This is a genomic window from Anaerolineales bacterium (assembly GCA_030583885.1).
In the GTDB taxonomy this organism is placed as follows: Bacteria; Chloroflexota; Anaerolineae; order Anaerolineales; family Villigracilaceae; genus Villigracilis.
In genome coordinates this window covers 1,971,784-1,990,347 of the sequence record CP129480.1, presented here as the reverse complement: position 1 = coordinate 1,990,347, position 18,564 = coordinate 1,971,784, and the positions used below count along the sequence as shown (strand labels likewise).

The window sequence follows — 18,564 nt, the reverse complement described above, 5'->3', positions numbered from 1 at the left end:
TTTAGAATGTTTTACGTTCCAGGCAGGCACAAGAGCGGTGCGGGCTGAAATCGCGGTCTGTATTTTACCAGAGAAATCAAGATTGTCATGATTCGTTTCCCCCTAAAGTCGTATAATCGGGCCTGAAGAAAATTTAAGAAAAGCAGTCGACTTGCACAGCATCCAGCCAATTCGCATGATTCATAACTTTAAATAATAGGAGCACCCAATGAATGCCAAGCGGATTATACTGTTATGCCTTTTTACCATCACCGCCTGCAACCTTCCCCTCACAACGCGGGATCCGCAGCCCGCTCTAACAAAAGCCCCAACCTTGAGCATCCCTCTCATGGCAACCTCCATTCCTGTCCCGGAACACATCATTGGCGTACGCGTGGTGGACGGCATCGGCGAGTTCTATGACCGCAGGGTGGGGGAGAAATTCGTACCGCGCGGCGCAAACTATTTGTATATGGGCGAGATAAGAGAAGTTCACGGAGGCGGTAGTTACATCGAAAATGCCACCTTCGACACCAACCATTACGACCCGCAGCGAACCGAAACGGCATTGAGCGGCATGCGGGAACACGGTTACAACACTGTGCGCGTTTTCATCACGGACAGCACACATGGGGTCGTTGGGTTTTCGCGCCGCGTTGAGCATGAATACATGGACAACCTCGCCGATTTTCTAACGAGGGCAAAAGCGCATGATATTTTTGTGATCTTTACAATTGACTGGCTGCCCGGGGGAATCTACGGCGAGGTCATGAACCGCGATTGCTGCGACACGTTTGGATCCACAACCGTCCAGATGCTGACCAAGGGCGGTATCGAAGGGACCGCCCTGCTCTTCCAGGATGTGATCAAGGAGTTACACGCACGCGGCGCGCCGACCGAGCACATCCTTGCCTATCAATTGCGCAACGAAGCCTACTTCGACACCAACTCCCCGCCCTTCACATTGAACAGGGTCGTCACGACCGCCAACGGAAGAAGTTACGACCTGAGTTCAAAGGAAAACTGGACCCCGATGATCGATGAGGGAATCGTGCATTTCATCGATACAGTACGTGCGGAAATTCTAAAGGTTGACCCCACCGCCCTTGTAACCATCGGTTTCTTCGTTCCACAGGGACCCAATCCGGTGAACATTGGAGACCCGCGCCTGGTGGCGACTGAAAAGGCGATCTGGGAGTCCAGCGCAGACTTCATTGACCTTCACGCCTATCCCGGCTTCAATTTCAGCCTGAAAAAGACGGTTGAAAATTTCAAGATCAACGGGCTGGAGGAGAAACCCATCATCATGGGCGAATTCGGAGCCTTCAAATCACAGTTTGGGACGGCACGGACGGGTGCAAGGGCGCTTCAGGACTGGCAGGTTGAATCCTGCCAGTATGGTTTCGATGGCTGGCTGATATGGCACTGGGATACGGTTGACGCGAATATTTGGAATGCGCTGGATGCAGACGAACTGATCGCAAAAGCCCTCTCACCCGTGGATATGCCTAATCCATGCCAGAAATAAGATAAGCGCCATAAATGGGATCCCCTGCCGATGGCACATGGCACAATCAAACCAATGAATAGCCGCCATCCACGACGATTGTTTGCCCGGTCATGTATTCGTTCTTGATCAGAAATTCGAGGGCGGATGTGATCTCATCGAGCGCGGCGGCGCGTTTGAGGGGCAGCTTTTCGAGAAGCCCATTCCACTGCTCAGGCGTGACGACATCGGATGGAAGCACCAGCCCGGGTGCAATGGCGTTGACGCGGATGCCGGGCGCGAGAGCGCGGGCGAGCAATTTGGTAAGCGACTCCAACCCCGCCTTACTGACCGTGTAGGATGGATACCGGCTCCATGCTTTTTGCGCACCAATGTCGGAGATGTTGACGATCAGGCCGCCCTCCGTCATGCGTTTGGCGGCCTGCTGGGCGATGAGAAATGGTGCGCGCAGGTTGAGGTCGAGAGCGAAGTCCCACTCGTGGAAATCCATTTCACGCGGATTGCCGGCAGGCATGACCGCCGCTGAATTAACCACGACCTTAAGCGGCATGTGGAACTCATCCACCAGCGAGAAGAGGAAGTCAATCTTCTCAGGCACGGTCAAATCAGCGCGGATGGGCAGGCACTCCACGCCAAGGGCGTGGATTTCCTTGACGGTCCGCCCTGCTTCAGCCGCAGAGCCACGATAATGCAGAGCGATGGCATAACCCATGCGGGCAAGGCACAGGGCAAAGGCTTTGCCGAGCCGATGGGCAGAACCAGTCACGAGGGCGAGGGATGCATTGGACATGAGAAGTTAGTATAATTGGCTTGTCGAAATTTATCCAATGGCAACAGTAGGCAAAGAATAATTGCAATGATCCGAATTATCAGGACCCACTCGACCAATCAGGATTTTATCCAACTCGTACGATCTCTTGACGCAGATCTCGCGGAAAGAGATGGAAATGAGCACGTGTTTCATACTCAATTCAATAAAATTGACGGGATTAAACACGTGGTTGTGGCGTACGAAGGCAACCGCCCAATAAGTTGCGGAGCAATCAAGGAATATAAACCGAAGACGATGGAAGTCAAACGGATGTACACGGTCCCTACAAGCAGATGCAAGGGTATAGCGAGCCAGGTCCTTACCGAGTTGGAAAAATGGGCGGTTGAAATGTCGTATGAAAAAAGCATGTTGGAAACTGGGAAAAAAGCAGCCTGAAGCCATTGAGTTTTACAAGAAGAATGGATATAAAGTTATTCCGAATTACGGGCAGTATGCCGGGGTTGAAAACAGCATGTGCTTTGAAAAGAGCATCCCATGAAGATCGAATTACGGACACCAACAAGGTCAGACCGCAGCCTCATCCGTCGAATGCTGGAATTATATTTGTATGATTTCTCAGAATATGACGGTAGCGACCTGGATAATCACGCCTCCTTCGGCTATGGCGACCTCGACTACTTCTGGTTCGAGCCGACCCACGCCGCATTTCTGATCACCGTTGACGAGAAGCTGGCAGGTTTTGTGTTGGTGGACAATGAAGTAATGCTGGCAGGCAGCGAACGATCCATCAGCGAGTTCTTTGTCATGCGAAAGTACCGGCGGCATGGCGTGGGCAAACACTCCGCCTCGGAAGTCTTCACGCGGCACGAGTCCGAAGGGCGCTTGCACTGCGAGGTCATCGCTTACTTCTCCCCATCTGCTTCAGGGTTGGCGGAAATCTTCGAAGCGAAACCATGCCAAAGACCGTCCAGAAGTGGATTAGGTCTACTCGCGGGGAATGAAGATAGCTGGCCGTTGCTATACCCAGCGCGGTCACAAATTGCGCTTTTTTGAGAAAGCGGAAAGCGCAATTTGTGACCGTGGGCATTATATTCCCTGAATAATTCTTACGAAACAGATCCCGGAAATTTCCGGGATCTGTTTTTCAATTCATCCCTTAAAGAAATTGGATATAAAGAACCAGATGTTCGCAGGGCGTTCGGCCAGCCGCCTCATAAAATATGGATACCAATGCGTGCCAAACGGGACATACACGCGCACGGGATAGCCATCCTTTGCCAACCCCTCCTGCAAATCGCGGCGGATGCCATACAGCATTTGAAATTCCAATCCGTTCCTGGGCAAGCCGGCTTTTTCCGCGTAGCTTTTCGCAAAGGCGATCCGCTTTTCGTCCTGTGAGGCAATCGCGGGAATGGGCGGCACGCGCCCGTCCCCGCTGAGCACGGACTGATTGGCAAGGGAAGAGTCGATCAAAATTTTGGCAAGCAGGTCGAAGTTGGCATCCACATCGGCTTTTTTGGGAAAGGCCTTTTCCGGCGGTTCATTATATGCGCCCTTGACCAAACGGATGCGCGTGCCGTCCTGCGTCATGCGGCGCGTGTCGGCCTCGGCGCGGTACAAATAGGACTGCACCGCCATGCCGACGTTTTCATATCCCTTTTCACGCATGGCATAATACAGGTTAATGGTCTTGTCGGTATAGGGCGTGTCCTCAATATCGATGCGGATGAAGGTTTTGTTCTTTCTGGCGCGGGCGAGGATACGCTCAAGGTTTTCAGCACACAGGCTTTCATCCAGGCCCAGACCAATCTGGGTCAGCTTGATGGAGACGTTGCCCCGCAGGGCAGAGTCAGCTCCCAACGCGTCAAGAGTCGCAAAAATGTCATCGGTGGCTTGCTGCGCCTCTTCGGGGGTATTTGTATGCTCACCGAGGTGATCGAGCGTCGCATTGATCCCCTTTGCATTTAATGAATGGACTACACGCATCGCGTCCTCAAGTTTTGTCCCCGCTACAAAACGGGATGCCGTACGCCATGCAAATCCCCAGCTGGTGACAAGTTTTTGCGCCCAAGCGGCTTTGGAGAGGTAGATTAGGAGAGAGCGTAACATATCCGTCCTTCAACTTATCTAGGAGTGGAAATCTCCTGCGTTTAACGTATTCTAGCACAAGCGCCCTGCTTTGGTATGATATACTTTTTATGTGACTTTCATCATGTTCTGGAGGCAGTTTGAGAAACCGAAATACCAATACCATCCTTCGGGGTGTTTCCATTTTATTCCTGACAGGCGCGCTCGTATTAACCATCACTTCCTTAATTACCTACAGCCGACAAAGAAATAACTATCCCGTTGGCATGACGATTGGCGGCATCCCGGTCGGCGGTTTATCCCCGGCGCAGGCATCCCAAAGACTTCTCGAGGTGTACACCTCGCCCATCGAGGCGCAATACGACGAGGCGCTCATCCACATTGACCCTGGCGCGGTCGGGTTTCAGGTGGATGTTGAAACCATGCTTGCCGCGGCAGACCTCAGCCGCACCGGCGGTTCCTTCTGGGGCGGGTTTTGGGACTTCCTGTGGAATCGCACTCCGACTGAAACACAAATCCCGTTAAGCGCCTCTGTCTCGGAGGAACGCCTGCGCGAATATCTGCAAAACGAAATTGCGCAACGCTACGACCAGCCCCCCGCCCCCGCTCAGCCGATTCCAGGCGGGACCTCGTTCCTGCCCGGCGCGCCCGGACAGACTCTTGATCTTGACCGTGCCGTCCTGCTCATCACCGACGCGTTGAGATCGCCCTCCAACCGTTCCATTGCGCTCTCGTTCGTGCGCATCACAGCTGCGCGACCAACGATCGAAAATCTTGAAATCCTGCTCAAGCAAATCGTCAGTGTCTCCAGGTTTGACGGCTTGATCGGCTTCTATATGATGGATCTGCAAACCGGGCAGGAGATCCACTTCGCCATGAACAACAAGCAGGAAATTTCAGTGGAGCCGGATATTGCCTTCACAGCCTCCAGCACCATTAAAGTTCCGATTGTGGCGTCCTATTTAATCAACCGTGGAAGCGACCTCGACCCGGTCACAGCGGACATCATCCTGCGTGTATTGGGCAGGTCGGATAATTCCGCCACTGACCTTGTCCTCGAACGCATTGACCCCAACATTGGCCCCATTATTGTCACCCGCGACATGGAATCGATCGGGTTGGAAAGCACCTTCATCGGAGGCATGTTCTATCTTGGCGCGCCAAATCTATTGCCCGGACGTTTAACCCCGGGCAACCAAAGGACCGATATTTTTGGCGATCCCGACCCATATTCACAAACCACCTCATCCGAGATGGGCATCCTGCTTGCCGACCTGTACCAATGTGCCCAAAACGGCGGCGGCGCGTTGATCGCCGCCTTCCCGGATAAGGTCAGCCCGGATACCTGTCAACTGTTGATCGATTTTATGGCTCAGGACAAACTCGGGGCGTTGATCCAGGGCGGCGTACCGGATGGGACTCTCGTCCCCCACAAACACGGCTATGTTCTCTCCAGGGACGGAGTCTTGCACGACACAAGCGATGTCGGCATTGTCTACACCCCGGGCGGAAACTTCGTGCTGTCCATATATACGTACCATCCTGTCCAGAACATCTGGGATAACACAAATCCGTTATTTATCAATCTGGCACAGGCTGTCTATAACTACTTCAACATTACAACTCAATAATCAACGCGCCCGTTTTCATCCGAAAACGGGTCTTTTTTTCATACTTCGTATATAATTCAAGCATGAGCGCATCACTGGGACTTTTCCGCCTCCAGCAAGTGGACAGTCAGATAGACCGTGTCCGTATGCAACTGGATGCGATCCGCCAGACACTTGAGAATGACACGGAATTACGCGAAGCGCTCACCCGCGCTGAAACAGCGCAGGTTGAAAATCATCACGCCAGTCACGCGCTGAAAATTGCGGAAGCGGAAGTGGATGCACAGAGAATAAAAATCGAACAGGCCGAAGCCAGCTTGTACAGCGGAAACGTAAAAAATCCAAAAGAACTGCAGGACCTGCAAAAGGAAGTTGCTTCTTTAAAGAAATACATTACCACACTCGAGGAACGCCAGCTGGAAACCATGCTGAAGGCGGAGACTGCCGAGAACGACCTGCAACAGGCGCGAACGGAATTGGAAAAAATCAAGTCACGGCTTGGCAGTGAGCATGGAAAGTTGATCGAGGAACAGTCCACGCTCAACAAGCAATTGGAAAGACTTGCCGAGGAACGCGAAGCCTCCCTTGCCCCCATCGACATCAATCTGCTTGATGTGTACGAAGGGCTGCGCCAGCAAAAACGCGGCATGGCAGTGACAGAGATCGCTGACAACGCCTGTTCGGCCTGCGGAACAACATTGAACGCATCCGTTCAGCAGAACGCGCGCTCCCAAAAACTACTTGTGAACTGCCCCACCTGCGGGCGTATCCTATTCGCAAATTAATCATCCAATGTTTCAATTCGCTCTAGACCCCATTTCATTCTTTACTGGCTTCATCACCGCAACCATCTTCTGGCTGCTCGTATCCCGCGGACGCCCGGCGTGGAATGAAATGCGCACAAACTGGCGCGAACAGCGCGAAGCCGCCCGGGCCCGTAAAACAAATACGGTGGAGGAAAACCACCGCCGCATCACCCTGCGCCGCGCACAGGGAATGCACCTTGCCGCCCAGCTCTTCGCACTCGATGAGATCATCCAAGAGCCGCTGCTCATCGCCCCGCCCCCGCGCGTGGAACCCGGCCTGCCCCCCATATTCGAAGATGTCATCTCGCAGACCCTGCCTTATCTGCCCGCCTGGCCTGAGATCGCCGCAATCTATCAGCCTGCAACCCTGACCCTCCCACAGGTTTTATCGGGGGATTCAAACATTGTCATCATCGGTCAACCCGGCATCGGGAAGACTGTGGCTCTCGCGCACCTCGCATCTCTCGCTGCGAACCGAAGCGAAAAACTTGAGGCGCTGAAAAACCTGGTCCCGTTCCTTGTTCATGTCGCCGATCTACGGCTTCCCGTCAGCGACGCGAAAGATGCGCTGAATCCGCTTATTGAAGCGGCCTCTGAACATGCACCCATCTTTGATCTCCGGAAACTGCCGGATTTGTTCAAGAACACCTTCAAAAATGGAAACGCCCTCCTGCTCGTGGATGGTTTTGATGAAATCCCGCCCGAGCACCAAAAGATCGTCACGGAATATTTCAAGGTCATCATTCAGAATTTTCCAAAGGCACGCATTGTCACCAGCGGCGCCCCGGAATATCTGGACGGCCTGATTCCCCTTGGTTTCACGCCGCTGGTTTTGAGTGCCTGGTCCAAAGAGAAAAATGAAATATTCATGGAGAAGTGGGGACAACTTTGGTCTCAAACTGTTGCGATGGAAGCCTGGGCGCAAACAGGACCGGCCCAGGTGGACCCGCTCCTGCTAAACATTTGGCTGAGCGTTGACGACGTAAAGTTATCCCCCCTTGAGTTGACTCTCAAGGCATGGGGTGCATATGCCGGCGACAGCCTGGGTCCGCATGTACTGGAGATCATCGCCTCACACATCCGCCGCATCGCCCCCGACAATACACCGATCGCCGCGCTGGAAACCCTTGCCTTGCAGGTAATGTTGAACGCCCAACCGGTCTTCGACCCAAGAAAAGCCCGTGACTGGGTCAAGTCGTTTGAAGTGGCGGACGAAAAGGAAGATGACAAACCAGCGGAAACCTCTGCGGAAGATTCTGCAGAGGAGAGTAAACCTAGGAAGAAAAAGAAGGTTGAGAAGGTGGTCGCCAGGCCAACCTCCGGCCTGCTCGGAAAAATGGCAGCCAGCGGACTGCTCGCCAATTACCCCAACCATAAAATGCGTTTTACGCATCTTGTGTTTGCAGGCTATCTCGCAGGCCACGCACTTACGAATTACAATGCCGAAGAGAACATTCTGAACCAACCGGATTGGTCCGGCAAATATTTGACCATGCGCTATTTCGCCGCAAATGGCGATGCCAGTAAACTGGTCCAATCCATGATGGAATTTTCACGCCTGCCGATGCACCGTCCGCTTTTTGCGGCGGCGCGCTGGCTGAGGGATGCGCCCCGCAACGCCCCCTGGCGCGGCAATTTATTCGGTACGCTGGCTGCCATCATGCAAACGGACGGAATTCCTCTCAGCCTTCGTGGACAAGCCATGGCGGCCTTTGTTGCCAGCAATGACCCAAGCGTTCCGACATTATTCCGGCAGTTTGCCACCTCGCTGTCATTTGAACTGGTCCAGCTTGCCATATTGGGCACCGGTGCAGTGCGTGACATAAAAGCGGTCAAGACACTGGAAAACGCCCTCGAAGCCCCCAGCCTGTCAGTCCGCCGCGCTGCATGCATGGCGCTGGTCGCCATTGGCACAAATGAAGCCCTCGAAACTGTGGCCCGCACCCTGCTCAATGGAGATGAAGACATCCGCCGCGCCGCCGGTGAAGCGCTGGCAAATGACCGCAACGAGGGACATGCCATGCTGCGTGAGGGCATTACATTGGACGACATCATCCTGCGGCGCGCAGCAGCCTACGGACTTGGACGCATTGATGAGCCTTGGGCAATCGATGCTCTGAAGAAAATACAGATAGATGACAATCAATGGGTCGTTCGCAACGCCGCCACAGAGGTGCTGGATGCGCAGGTAAACATTAAGTCGCGCGCGCCGCACAGACTAAAAACCCCGTCAAGCTGCCCGTGGCTGATCGAATTTGCCGGCAAACACGGTATGGGAATTTCCCCCGGCGTGCCCGCAACAGACGTTCTCCTGCTCGCTCTAAAAGAAGGCGAGCCGGATATGCGCCTCGCAGCCCTGCCATACCTGAAATTTACGCCGAGCGAGGGTGTCATTACACAACTCTATCATGCCATGTACAAGGACGACCCCGAACTGCGCGAGGCTGCATACAACATGCTTTGGGAGGTCGGCGCATCAGGCGCAAAACTTCCCCACCCCAGCCAATATGGATTGGATTAACCATGTTAATTACAAATGCAAATATCATCACCTGGGAATCTCCCAATCGCATCCTGCAAAATCATGCCGTCTACGTGGAAGGCAGCCGCATCAAGGAGATCGGCACAACCAGGGTGTTGACCGCAAAATACCCAAAGGCAAAAACAACGGACGCGCACGGTCAATATGTGATGCCCGGCAATATCTGCGCGCACACCCATTTCTACGGTGCATTTGCGCGCGGCATGGCGATCCCCGGTCCCGCACCAAAGGACTTCCCCGAGATCCTGCAAAAGCTGTGGTGGCCCCTTGACCGTTCGCTGGACGCGGAGGCAGTCCGCTATTCTGCGCTCGTCTGCCTTGTGGATGCAGTCAAACATGGCACGACCACGCTTATTGACCATCATGCGTCACCGAATTTCATTGATGGTTCGCTGGACGTCATCGCCGAGGCTGTGGACAAAAGCGGACTGCGCGGTGTACTTTGCTATGAAGTGACCGACCGCGACGGGAACGAAAAAGCCAACGCAGGCATCAACGAGAACATTCGCTTCTTAAAACGACTCTCATCTGAACCCCATCCGCGTCTGGCCGCGACCTTTGGCCTGCACGCCAGCCTGACGCTTTCCGGCGCCACCCTGCAAGCCTGCCGCTCCGCCGCCCCCGATGGAAGCGGCTTCCACGTCCACACCGCCGAACATGAATCAGACGAATATGACAGCCTGACCAAGAGCGACATGCGTGTCATAGACCGATTGCAAAAGCACAATATTCTTGGGCCGAACACCATCACTGCGCATGGCGTCCATTTTGATGCGCGTGAGATGGAAATTTTGAATGAGACCAGGACCTGGCTCACCCATCAGCCGCGCTCCAACATGAACAACGGCGTTGGTGTTGCCCAGGTCGAATCCATGATGAGGCTGGGCATCAATGTCTGTCTGGGGAATGACGGGTTTTCGAATGCCATGTGGGAGGAATGGAAGACAGCCTACCTCCTGCACAAAGTCCATCACCGCGACCCGCGCCGCATGGGCGGATACGATGTGACACAAATGGCCGTCTATAACAATGCCGCGCTGGCCGGCATGTTCTTCCCCGCCACACCCATCGGACAGATCGTCCCCGGTGCAGCAGCAGACTTGATCTTCGTGGATTATCACCCCTACACTCCGCTGACAGACGGCAACCTGCCCTGGCACATCATCTTTGGTTTCCAGCAAAGCATGGTCACCTCAACCATGGTGGCGGGCAAATTTGCAATGAAGGACCGCAAACTGCTTACCCTGGACGAAGAGGAGATCGCCGCGCGAGCCAGGGAGATCGCACCGAGAATTTGGCAGAGATACGAAGAGGAAGTTGCGAAAATTTCAGCATAGTTTGGAGAATATATGAACGAAACACAACTCTTATTATCCATTGCGGTACTGGGCGGCACGGGCAAGGAGGGCAAGGGACTCGCCTATCGCTGGGCACGTGCGGGCTATCACGTATTCATCGGTTCACGCGCCGAGGAAAAAGCCATTGCCGCCGCAGGCGAACTCAGGGGCATGCTTGGGGAGGGAACCTCCGTCATTGGAATGAGCAACCCCAGGGCGGCGAAGGAGGCCAATATCATTGTGTTGAGCGTGCCGTATTCGGCACACCGCGATACGCTTGAATCTGTCAAATCCGAATTGCAGGGAAAAATCCTTGTGGATGTGACCGTGCCGCTCGTGCCGCCGAAAGTCAGCACCGTGCAAATGCCAGCCGCCGGGTCTGCTGCGCAGGAAGCGAGGGAGATTCTCGGCGAGAGCGTGCAGGTTTGTGCAGCATTCCAGAATATTGCTCACGAGCATTTGATGGATGATGGCGATGTGGCATGCGATGTGCTGGTGACAGGCACAAGCAAAACTGCGCGCGAGGAAGTGCTCAAACTGGTGGAAGCCGCCGGGCTGACAGGCTGGGATGCCGGCCCAATTGAAAACTCAGTGGTGGCCGAAGGGCTGACAAGTGTACTGATCGGAATCAATAAAAAATACGGCTCGACCCATGCGGGCATCAAGATCACGGGAGCAACAAAGTAAACCATGATGCATGAAGCGTAATTCGTTACGCATCATACATCATGCATACACCTGCCATGTCCCTCACACTCATTCCGCTAAAAAACATTCCTCTCATCCGCCGAGACGACAACTTGGCGGATATTCTTCTTAATTCATTACCAGAAACCGGCTTGGAATTGCGCGAGGATGACATCTTCGTCCTCGCGCAAAAGATCGTCAGCAAAGCCGAGGGACGCATGGTGCATCTCGGCACGGTGGATCCGTCCCAACGCGCACTCGAACTTGGCGGGCGGACTGAAAAAGATCCGCGTCTCGTGGAACTCATGCTGCGCGAAAGCAATGAAGTGGTGCGCTTTCGTAAAGGCGTTATCGTCGTGGAGCATAAACTTGGATTCATCTGCGCGAATGCAGGCATTGACCATTCCAACGTAATGACCGAGACCGGCGACAGGGATGATCTTGTTCTTCTTCTTCCGGAAAATCCCGATCGATCCGCAAAACTGATCCGCGAAGAGATCCGGCGGAAAACAAATAAAAACATCGGTATCATGATCATCGACTCGCATGGGCGCGCCTGGCGCAACGGCACGGTCGGCATTTGCATCGGCTTGAGCGGCATCCCGGCCGTGGTGGATGAACGCGGCTGGAAGGACCTCTTCGGCTACATCCTCAAAGCCACCATTGTCGGCGTGGCGGACGAACTCGCCGCCGCCGCATCCCTCGTTATGGGGCAGGCCGCTGAAGGCACGCCCGTGGTGCACGTGCGCGGGTTCCCGTATCCGCTTCGGGAGGGTTCGCTCGGAGAACTCACCCGCCCAAAAGATCAGGATATGTTCCGCTGAAACACTAACGAGATTCTTATGCGCCTTTGCTACACTCAAGTGGATGCAATAATAAAAGCCTTGGAGGATACATGACGTTCCCGGAAAAATACAGTGACCTGTTTAAAGATGAAACCAAAGCCATTCTTTTTCTTGCAACTGTTAACGCGAACGGCAGCCCGCAGCTCACGCCCGTCTGGTTCAGCACGGACGGTGAATACATTCTCGTCAATACCAACGAGGGGCGCCTTAAGGATCGCAACATGAAGGAACGTCCAGGTGTCGCAATGGTGCTTCAAGATCCGAACGATCCCTACCGTTATCTCGGGATGCGCGGCAGGGTTGTCTCCCACACCACGGAAGGTGCGGACAATCACATCGACCGCCTCTCGCACATCTACTACGGCAAACCGTGGACATACCGTGAGGGACAAAAGCGGATCATTTTCAAGATTCAGCCGACTCACTTTGACCAACACTAACCTGCATGACTTCCTGCGGACTCGCCGCTCGGTCCGCCGCTTCAAAACAGACCCGGTGCCTGACTCCATTTTAAGGAACCTTCTCCACACCGCCACATTCGCCCCGTCCGCGCACAACCGCCAGCCCTGGCGCTTCATCGTTCTCACAACTTCGCCTGCCAGGGAAAATCTCTCCAACGCCATGGCGGAGGAATTTCAGCGCGACCTCGAAAAAGATAACCTCGCGTCCGATGAAATTGCAAAACGCGTCAGCAAATCCCGCGAACGGATCGCAGGCGCACCGCTGGTCATTATCCTCTGCCTCGACATGAGTGAAATGGACGAATATCCCGACAGCCGCCGTAAAAAAGCGGAATACATCATTGCCACGCAATCCGTTGCAAATGCCGGCATGCAGCTACTGCTCGCCGCACATGCCGAGGGACTGGGCGGCGTTTGGGTGTGCAGTCCCGTGTTCGCGCAGGAGACTGTGCAGAACGCATTGAACATTTCCGAAACATGGGAACCGCAAGCCATGTTCTTACTCGGCTATCCAGCCGAGACGCCCGCCTTGCGGGATAGAAAAAAAATACAGGAAGTCGCTATTTTTCAATGAAAATCACAGCATTGGCTGGTGGCGTCGGCGGCGCAAAGCTGGCGCATGGACTTGCCCAAATATTGCAGCCTGAAGATTTAACGGTTATCGTCAACACAGGCGATGACTTTGAGCATCTCGGCTTGTATATTTGCCCCGACCTCGATACCGTCTGTTATACGCTGGCGGGTCTCGCCAACCCTGAAACAGGCTGGGGACGAACAAATGAAACATGGAACACGATCGCAAATGTGGAAAAACTCGGCGGTGCATCATGGTTTCGGCTTGGAGATCAGGACATCGCCACACATCTGGAACGGACACATCGATTGAAGGAGGGTCAATCGCTCTCACAGATTACGATGGATTTCTGCAAAGCGTGGGGAATTGAACATACCGTCCTGCCCATGTCCGATTCGCAGGTGCGGACGATGGTGGATACCGAGGAAGGCGAACTGGCATTTCAGGAATATTTTGTTCACAGGCGCTGTGAACCGCGGGTCAAAGGCTTTCGGTTTGACGGAGCCGAAGCTGCCCAACCAGCCCCCGGCGTGAAAGAAGCGCTTGAAGCAGCGGACGCAATTGTCATCTGCCCGTCCAATCCCTGGGTGAGCGTCGATCCGATCCTGCGCATCATCGGGAAAATAGAAAAAACCGTGGTTGCGGTATCCCCCATCATCGGCGGTAAAACGGTCAAGGGACCTGCCGCAAAGATGTACGCCGAGTTGGGCATGCAGCCTTCGACGGTGGCGGTGGCCAGACATTACCGCAACATTCTGACAGGTTTTGTGTTGGACAATACAGACTTAGCCATGGAATCTGATGTAAACAATTTAAACGTAAAAACATTGGTCACCGATACACTTATGAACCACCTTACAGATCGCACCCGGCTCGCAAAGGATGTGCTACACTTCATTGGGAGTTTATAAACAAATGACACTTTGGGCTATCGTGCCTGTTAAACCACTGCGGCGGGGAAAATCCCGCCTGGCTGGAACGCTGACGGAAGACGAAAGAACGGTATTAAATCAGGAGTTGTTGGAGCGTACCCTTAAGACGCTCTCTCCTTTAAAGGAACTGGACCAGATATTGGTGGTGAGCCGTGACCCGCATGCACTAACCATCGCGCGCAATCACGGCGCAAAGACCGTGCAGGAGGATGGGCAGCCGCATTTAAATACAGCCCTGGCGCGCGCGACCGTTGTGGCACAAGTCCATTCCACGCAGGGAGTTTTGATCCTGCCTGCCGACCTACCCCTCCTGACAGCCGATGATGTGCTGACCCTGATCGACCGCGCGGCAAAACCGCCAGTGGTGGTCATCGCGCCGGACCGTCACGGCAAGGGAACGAACGCGCTGTTGATGGTTCCCGCCGGGTTGATCGAGTACGATTTCGGTGAAAATTCGTTCCAGCGCCATTGCGAACGCGCAAAAAAGGCGGGGGCAAAACTGGAGATTGTCGAATTGCCGTCGCTCGGTCTGGACCTCGACCTGCCGGAAGACCTGGAGATGATACGCAAACTGGAAGCCGAAAAAGTATAGACATATCATTTGCCGCAGAAATGTAAACCCTATGAAGTTTACATTTTCTGTGGCAAAATTTTTTCATCCAACGATTGAAGGAGAATGTCATGACGAAAGAACGTGTTGCACTTTATTTGCAGGATTCTCACGACCTGCGTGACGGGCTGGAATATGCAAAGTACGCGGAAGAAAAAGGCTTTGAAGCCGTCTGGCAGGCCGAGTCACGCCTGGTGCGTGATGCAATTGTGCCGATGGCTGGGTACGCTGCAGTGACGAATCGCATCAAGGTCGGTTCCGGTGTGATCAACAACTGGACCCGCAACATCGGCCTGCTCGCCTCCACCTTCCTGACGCTTGACGATCTTGCCCCAAACCGAATCATCTGCGGCATCGGTGCCTGGTGGGATCCACTAGCCAAGAACGTGGGGATCGACCGCAAAAAGCCCCTGCTCGCCATGCGCGAAACGGTTGAGGTGATGCGCCGCTTGTTGAATATGGAACGCGTCACGTTTCACGGCGAGTTCCATCACGTGGATGGGATCGAACTGGACGTGGTGCATGGACGCCGCGAACCGCGCAACATTCCAATCATGATCGGTGCGACGGGCGACAAGATGATGGAATTGACGGGTGAGATCGCCGACGGCGCGGTGTTGAACTACTGCGTTGCCCCCGATTACAACGACAATGCCATGGAATTGCTTCACAACGGCTTGAAAAAATCGGGGCGTAAGATGGAGGATTTCGACCGTCCGCAATTGATCGTGTGCTCGGTGGATGAAGACCACGATAAGGCCATCGAATACACCAAGGAATTGCTTTGCCAATATCTCGCACAACAGCCGCATATCGCCAAGGCGTCCAACGTTTCGGATGATGTCATCCAGAATATTCAGTCCATTTTGGGATGGCCCGCCACGAAGGAACAGATCAACAAAGCCAAGCATTTCGTCCCGGATGAGTTAGTTCACAAGATCACCGCTTCAGGTACGCCCGTCGAAGCCAAAGCCAAGGTGAAGGAATACGAGAAACGCGGATGCACCTGTCCGATCCTCTACCCCGTTGGCGGAAATTTCAAACTGCTCATTGATACGTTCGCGCAAGCGTAACTTAAAAAGCATAAGGAAAGGCGTGAGCGGATTTACGTCCACGCCTTTTTTGTTGTCAAAATGAAATTACACACAGGAGTTCCAGAATATATGAAAATGCGAATCGCAACCATGGCTTTCGGGCTGGCGTTACTTTTGTCGGCCTGTGCCCCCGCCGCACCAACAGAAGTAGTGACGCTGAAGATCGCCGTCCTGCCGATCATTGATACGCTTCCCATGTACGTCGCGCAGCAGGAAGGTTTGTTCGAGAAACACGGCGTGAATGTGGAATTTGTCCCTGTTGCCTCCGCGCCTGAACGCGATCAAATTCTCGCCGCAGGTCAGGCGGATGGAACCATCAACGAAACGCTGGCGGTGATGCTGTTCAACAAAGAGGGCGTACAAATGCAGGCGGTGCGCTACGCACTGCGTCCCACCGAAAACAACGGTCACTTTTTCATCATCGCATCGGGCAAAAGCGGCATCACCGATGTAAACGGCTTGAAGGGCGTGGAGATTGGCGTATCGCAAGGCACGGTTATCGAATATGTCACCGAGCGCATCTTGCAAGCCGAAGGGTTCAGCGCGGATGAGATTCAAACCATCGCCGTGCCGCGCATCCCCGACCGCATGGCACTGCTGGGTTCGGGCGAATTGCAGGCGGGCGTGCTGCCCGATCCGCTCGCCGCGCTCGTGGTCGGTCAGGGCGGTGTGATCGTCGCAGATGATTCCAATTATCCCGAATACGGCTTCAGCATCATCTCGTTCCGCAAGGCGGCCATCGACGAGAACCCCGACGCGGTGCGGGCTTTCCTCGCCGCCATCGAAGAAGCCACGGACCTGCTCAATGCCGGCCCCGCCAAATACAAGAACGTGCTGAGCGAGCAAAACCTTGTGCCGCCGCCCCTTCTTGAAACCTATCGCGCGCCCGTCTTCCCCGCCGCTGATATACCCACCGAAGCGGAGTGGAACGATGCCCTGAATTGGTTGAAGGAAAAAGGCGCGTTGACCAAGGATATCTCCTACACAGACTCTGTGAACGGCTCGCTTCTTCCCTAAGGGGAAGGTTGCTTCCGTTATATAATGCCCACGGTCACAAATTGCGCTTTCCCGTTTCTAAAAAAGCGCAATTTGTGACCGCGCTGGGTATAATCAGGCGGCGGCTACCCTTGCGCGACTGCCGCTTTTTCCATGATAAACATTTCCTCCCTCGCGTTCCATTACCCTGAGCATACTCCGCTGTTCGAGAATTTCAACTTGCGCATCCAGCATGGGGAGACCTGGGCGATCCTTGGTCCATCGGGATGCGGCAAAACGACCCTGCTATATCTCTTGGCGGGTTTGCGCCTGCCTGACTGTGGACACATCGAAATTGATGGGGAAGTCCTCACCCGCCCCCGCCCGCGCAGTGGATTAATTTTGCAGGATTACGGCTTGCTCCCGTGGGAGACGGTTCGAGACAACGTGGAGCTTGGTTTGCGCGTCCGCAAATTTTACGGCGCAGACGGCAAACACTCCCCGCTGGATTTTCAGCCAGACAAGGGTATTCCCTATTGGCTGGAACGCTTGGGAATTGACAAGGTAGCCGATAAATACCCCGCTCAAATCTCGGGCGGACAACGTCAACGCGCCGCGATTGCCCGCACCCTGGTGCTCTCCCCCAACCTGCTGTTGATGGACGAGCCGTTCTCCTCGCTCGATGCTGTCACCCGTGAAGACTCGCAATCGCTGACTCTCGAACTGTGCAGGGAGCAGGGCATTACGCTGGTCATCGTCACCCACGCGATTGAAGAAGCAGCGATCATGGGACAAACAATCCTCCTGCTCGGTGCGCCGCCGAATCGCAAGCCGATGGTGTTTGAAAATCCACATGCGGGGAAGAAAGTTGTGCGAAACATCGCAGAATGGCGCGACCTGTGCGACCGCTTATGGCAGGAAATGCAAAGACAAGCCGCAACCATTCAACAACAGGCAGGTGACACGTGAAGCGGCACGATATCCTTTTTGCGGTGCTGGCGTTGGTTGCTATCTGGCAGGTGGCGGCGATGCTCGTCCGCCTGCCGATTCTGCCCGCCCCACTGACCGCGTTCGCCGTGCTGGCGCGCGAACTGCAACGCGACCTGCCCACCCATTTTGGAGTCAGTCTGTGGCGCGTCACTGTGGGGATGTTGATCTCGGTGATGATCGCGGCTCCCGCAGGGCTGGCAATCGGCGGGTCGAAGCGCTTGAACCGCCTGTTCTCCCCCATTATTTATTTGCTATATCCAATTCCCAAAGTGGTCTTCGTGCCTGTGGTGATTCTCTTTCTCGGCATCGGAGATATCTCGAAGATCACCATCATGGTATTGATCCTGTTCTTCCAGATCGTGGTGCTCGTCCGCGACCAGGCGGCGGGGTTGGCACCGCAGTTGATCCAAAGCCTGCAAAGTTTGGGCGCGGGGCGGCGGGCACTCTTCCGCTACGTGTATTTGCCTGCCAGCCTGCCCGCCATTTTGACCGCGCTGCGCCAATCCATTGGGACGGCAGTGGCGGTGTTATACATCACGGAACTTTCCGCCACAAAATACGGACTGGGATATTACATCTACTACAACGGCAGCACGCTGTTGGATTATCCCGCCATGTACGCGGGCGTGATCGCCATGAGCGTGCTGGGACTTGGCATGTACTTCAGCGTGGATTGGCTGGAACGCAAATGGTGTGGGTGGAAGTTTGTGAGTTAGTCAAATAGTCAAGTAGCCAGGTGGTCGAGTAGTCGAATG

General features: G+C 54.4%; 19 protein-coding genes. 17 read left to right on the top strand and 2 right to left on the bottom strand.

What is annotated here, in order from left to right; genetic code table 11:
* The first annotated feature begins 328 nt into the window (after nt 1-328).
* Entirely contained in the window at nt 329-1,507 is a 1,179-nt protein-coding gene (locus tag QY332_09900; protein ID WKZ38243.1) for a cellulase family glycosylhydrolase, read from the top strand.
* A 46-nt stretch (nt 1,508-1,553) separates the two neighbouring features.
* Here QY332_09900 and QY332_09895 read toward each other — a convergent pair whose 3' ends face one another.
* Complete coding sequence (locus QY332_09895; protein WKZ38242.1) at nt 1,554-2,276, bottom strand: SDR family oxidoreductase; 723 nt, start codon at nt 2,274-2,276, stop codon at nt 1,554-1,556.
* A gap of 376 nt (nt 2,277-2,652) precedes the next feature.
* On the opposite strand from QY332_09895, the gene QY332_09890 reads away from it, so the two are divergent.
* Complete coding sequence (locus QY332_09890) at nt 2,653-2,796, top strand: hypothetical protein (GenBank protein WKZ38241.1); 144 nt, start codon at nt 2,653-2,655, stop codon at nt 2,794-2,796.
* Nucleotides 2,793-3,311 carry a GNAT family N-acetyltransferase gene (locus tag QY332_09885; protein ID WKZ38240.1) on the top strand — a complete coding sequence of 173 codons (519 nt, stop codon included), beginning with the start codon at nt 2,793-2,795 and terminating at the stop codon, nt 3,309-3,311. The genes QY332_09890 and QY332_09885 overlap by 4 nt, the downstream gene beginning before the upstream one ends.
* Before the next feature lie 96 nt (nt 3,312-3,407).
* On the opposite strand, the gene QY332_09880 is transcribed toward QY332_09885, so the two are convergent.
* The gene (locus QY332_09880) at nt 3,408-4,367 is read right to left on the bottom strand and encodes a proline dehydrogenase family protein (protein ID WKZ38239.1); all 960 of its coding nucleotides are present in this window, start codon (nt 4,365-4,367) and stop codon (nt 3,408-3,410) included.
* Between the two features lie 119 nt (nt 4,368-4,486).
* Between QY332_09880 and QY332_09875 the strand changes: the two genes are divergently transcribed.
* From QY332_09875 to QY332_09810, 14 genes are all read left to right on the top strand, one after another.
* A complete protein-coding gene (locus QY332_09875; GenBank protein ID WKZ38238.1) occupies nt 4,487-5,977 on the top strand; it encodes a serine hydrolase in 1,491 nt (496 codons plus the stop codon).
* A gap of 62 nt (nt 5,978-6,039) precedes the next feature.
* The gene (locus QY332_09870) at nt 6,040-6,741 is read left to right on the top strand and encodes a C4-type zinc ribbon domain-containing protein (protein ID WKZ38237.1); all 702 of its coding nucleotides are present in this window, start codon (nt 6,040-6,042) and stop codon (nt 6,739-6,741) included.
* A 7-nt stretch (nt 6,742-6,748) separates the two neighbouring features.
* A complete protein-coding gene (locus QY332_09865; protein WKZ38236.1) occupies nt 6,749-9,283 on the top strand; it encodes a HEAT repeat domain-containing protein in 2,535 nt (844 codons plus the stop codon).
* Between the two features lie 2 nt (nt 9,284-9,285).
* Complete coding sequence (ssnA, locus tag QY332_09860) at nt 9,286-10,641, top strand: putative aminohydrolase SsnA (GenBank protein ID WKZ38235.1); 1,356 nt, start codon at nt 9,286-9,288, stop codon at nt 10,639-10,641.
* 12 nt (nt 10,642-10,653) lie between these two features.
* Entirely contained in the window at nt 10,654-11,328 is a 675-nt protein-coding gene (npdG, locus tag QY332_09855) for an NADPH-dependent F420 reductase (protein ID WKZ38234.1), read from the top strand.
* A 56-nt stretch (nt 11,329-11,384) separates the two neighbouring features.
* The gene (gene cofE, locus QY332_09850) at nt 11,385-12,152 is read left to right on the top strand and encodes a coenzyme F420-0:L-glutamate ligase (GenBank protein ID WKZ38233.1); all 768 of its coding nucleotides are present in this window, start codon (nt 11,385-11,387) and stop codon (nt 12,150-12,152) included.
* 71 nt (nt 12,153-12,223) lie between these two features.
* A complete protein-coding gene (locus QY332_09845) occupies nt 12,224-12,613 on the top strand; it encodes a TIGR03618 family F420-dependent PPOX class oxidoreductase (protein WKZ38232.1) in 390 nt (129 codons plus the stop codon).
* The gene (locus QY332_09840; protein WKZ38231.1) at nt 12,600-13,208 is read left to right on the top strand and encodes a nitroreductase family protein; all 609 of its coding nucleotides are present in this window, start codon (nt 12,600-12,602) and stop codon (nt 13,206-13,208) included. The genes QY332_09845 and QY332_09840 overlap by 14 nt, the downstream gene beginning before the upstream one ends.
* Complete coding sequence (gene cofD, locus QY332_09835; protein WKZ38230.1) at nt 13,205-14,119, top strand: 2-phospho-L-lactate transferase; 915 nt, start codon at nt 13,205-13,207, stop codon at nt 14,117-14,119. The genes QY332_09840 and cofD overlap by 4 nt, the downstream gene beginning before the upstream one ends.
* A 4-nt stretch (nt 14,120-14,123) precedes the next feature.
* Nucleotides 14,124-14,732: a 2-phospho-L-lactate guanylyltransferase gene (cofC, locus tag QY332_09830; GenBank protein WKZ38229.1), complete on the top strand. Its 609-nt coding sequence runs from the start codon at nt 14,124-14,126 to the stop codon at nt 14,730-14,732.
* Between the two features lie 89 nt (nt 14,733-14,821).
* Nucleotides 14,822-15,823, top strand: coding sequence for an LLM class flavin-dependent oxidoreductase (locus QY332_09825; protein ID WKZ38228.1), 1,002 nt, complete (start codon nt 14,822-14,824; stop codon nt 15,821-15,823).
* Nucleotides 15,824-15,913: 90 nt separating this feature from the next.
* Nucleotides 15,914-16,861 (top strand): ABC transporter substrate-binding protein, encoded by a 948-nt coding sequence (locus QY332_09820; GenBank protein ID WKZ38227.1) that lies wholly within the window; start codon nt 15,914-15,916, stop codon nt 16,859-16,861.
* 132 nt (nt 16,862-16,993) lie between these two features.
* Nucleotides 16,994-17,788 carry an ATP-binding cassette domain-containing protein gene (locus QY332_09815; protein WKZ38226.1) on the top strand — a complete coding sequence of 265 codons (795 nt, stop codon included), beginning with the start codon at nt 16,994-16,996 and terminating at the stop codon, nt 17,786-17,788.
* Nucleotides 17,785-18,525: an ABC transporter permease gene (locus QY332_09810; protein WKZ38225.1), complete on the top strand. Its 741-nt coding sequence runs from the start codon at nt 17,785-17,787 to the stop codon at nt 18,523-18,525. Before QY332_09815 ends, QY332_09810 begins: the two co-directional genes overlap by 4 nt.
* Nucleotides 18,526-18,564: the final 39 nt, after the last annotated feature.

Excerpts from the sequence above, each read along its gene's own strand:
- QY332_09900 (WKZ38243.1), top strand. The coding sequence starts at position 329 with ATGGCAACCTCCATTCCTGTCCCGGAACACATCATTGGCGTACGCGTG.
- QY332_09895 (WKZ38242.1), bottom strand. The coding sequence starts at position 2,276 with ATGTCCAATGCATCCCTCGCCCTCGTGACTGGTTCTGCCCATCGGCTC.
- QY332_09890 (WKZ38241.1), top strand. The coding sequence starts at position 2,653 with ATGAAAAAAGCATGTTGGAAACTGGGAAAAAAGCAGCCTGAAGCCATT.
- QY332_09885 (WKZ38240.1), top strand. The coding sequence starts at position 2,793 with ATGAAGATCGAATTACGGACACCAACAAGGTCAGACCGCAGCCTCATC.
- QY332_09880 (WKZ38239.1), bottom strand. The coding sequence starts at position 4,367 with ATGTTACGCTCTCTCCTAATCTACCTCTCCAAAGCCGCTTGGGCGCAA.
- QY332_09870 (WKZ38237.1), top strand. The coding sequence starts at position 6,040 with ATGAGCGCATCACTGGGACTTTTCCGCCTCCAGCAAGTGGACAGTCAG.
- QY332_09865 (WKZ38236.1), top strand. The coding sequence starts at position 6,749 with ATGTTTCAATTCGCTCTAGACCCCATTTCATTCTTTACTGGCTTCATC.
- ssnA (WKZ38235.1), top strand. The coding sequence starts at position 9,286 with ATGTTAATTACAAATGCAAATATCATCACCTGGGAATCTCCCAATCGC.
- npdG (WKZ38234.1), top strand. The coding sequence starts at position 10,654 with ATGAACGAAACACAACTCTTATTATCCATTGCGGTACTGGGCGGCACG.
- cofE (WKZ38233.1), top strand. The coding sequence starts at position 11,385 with ATGTCCCTCACACTCATTCCGCTAAAAAACATTCCTCTCATCCGCCGA.
- QY332_09845 (WKZ38232.1), top strand. The coding sequence starts at position 12,224 with ATGACGTTCCCGGAAAAATACAGTGACCTGTTTAAAGATGAAACCAAA.
- cofD (WKZ38230.1), top strand. The coding sequence starts at position 13,205 with ATGAAAATCACAGCATTGGCTGGTGGCGTCGGCGGCGCAAAGCTGGCG.
- cofC (WKZ38229.1), top strand. The coding sequence starts at position 14,124 with ATGACACTTTGGGCTATCGTGCCTGTTAAACCACTGCGGCGGGGAAAA.
- QY332_09825 (WKZ38228.1), top strand. The coding sequence starts at position 14,822 with ATGACGAAAGAACGTGTTGCACTTTATTTGCAGGATTCTCACGACCTG.
- QY332_09820 (WKZ38227.1), top strand. The coding sequence starts at position 15,914 with ATGAAAATGCGAATCGCAACCATGGCTTTCGGGCTGGCGTTACTTTTG.
- QY332_09815 (WKZ38226.1), top strand. The coding sequence starts at position 16,994 with ATGATAAACATTTCCTCCCTCGCGTTCCATTACCCTGAGCATACTCCG.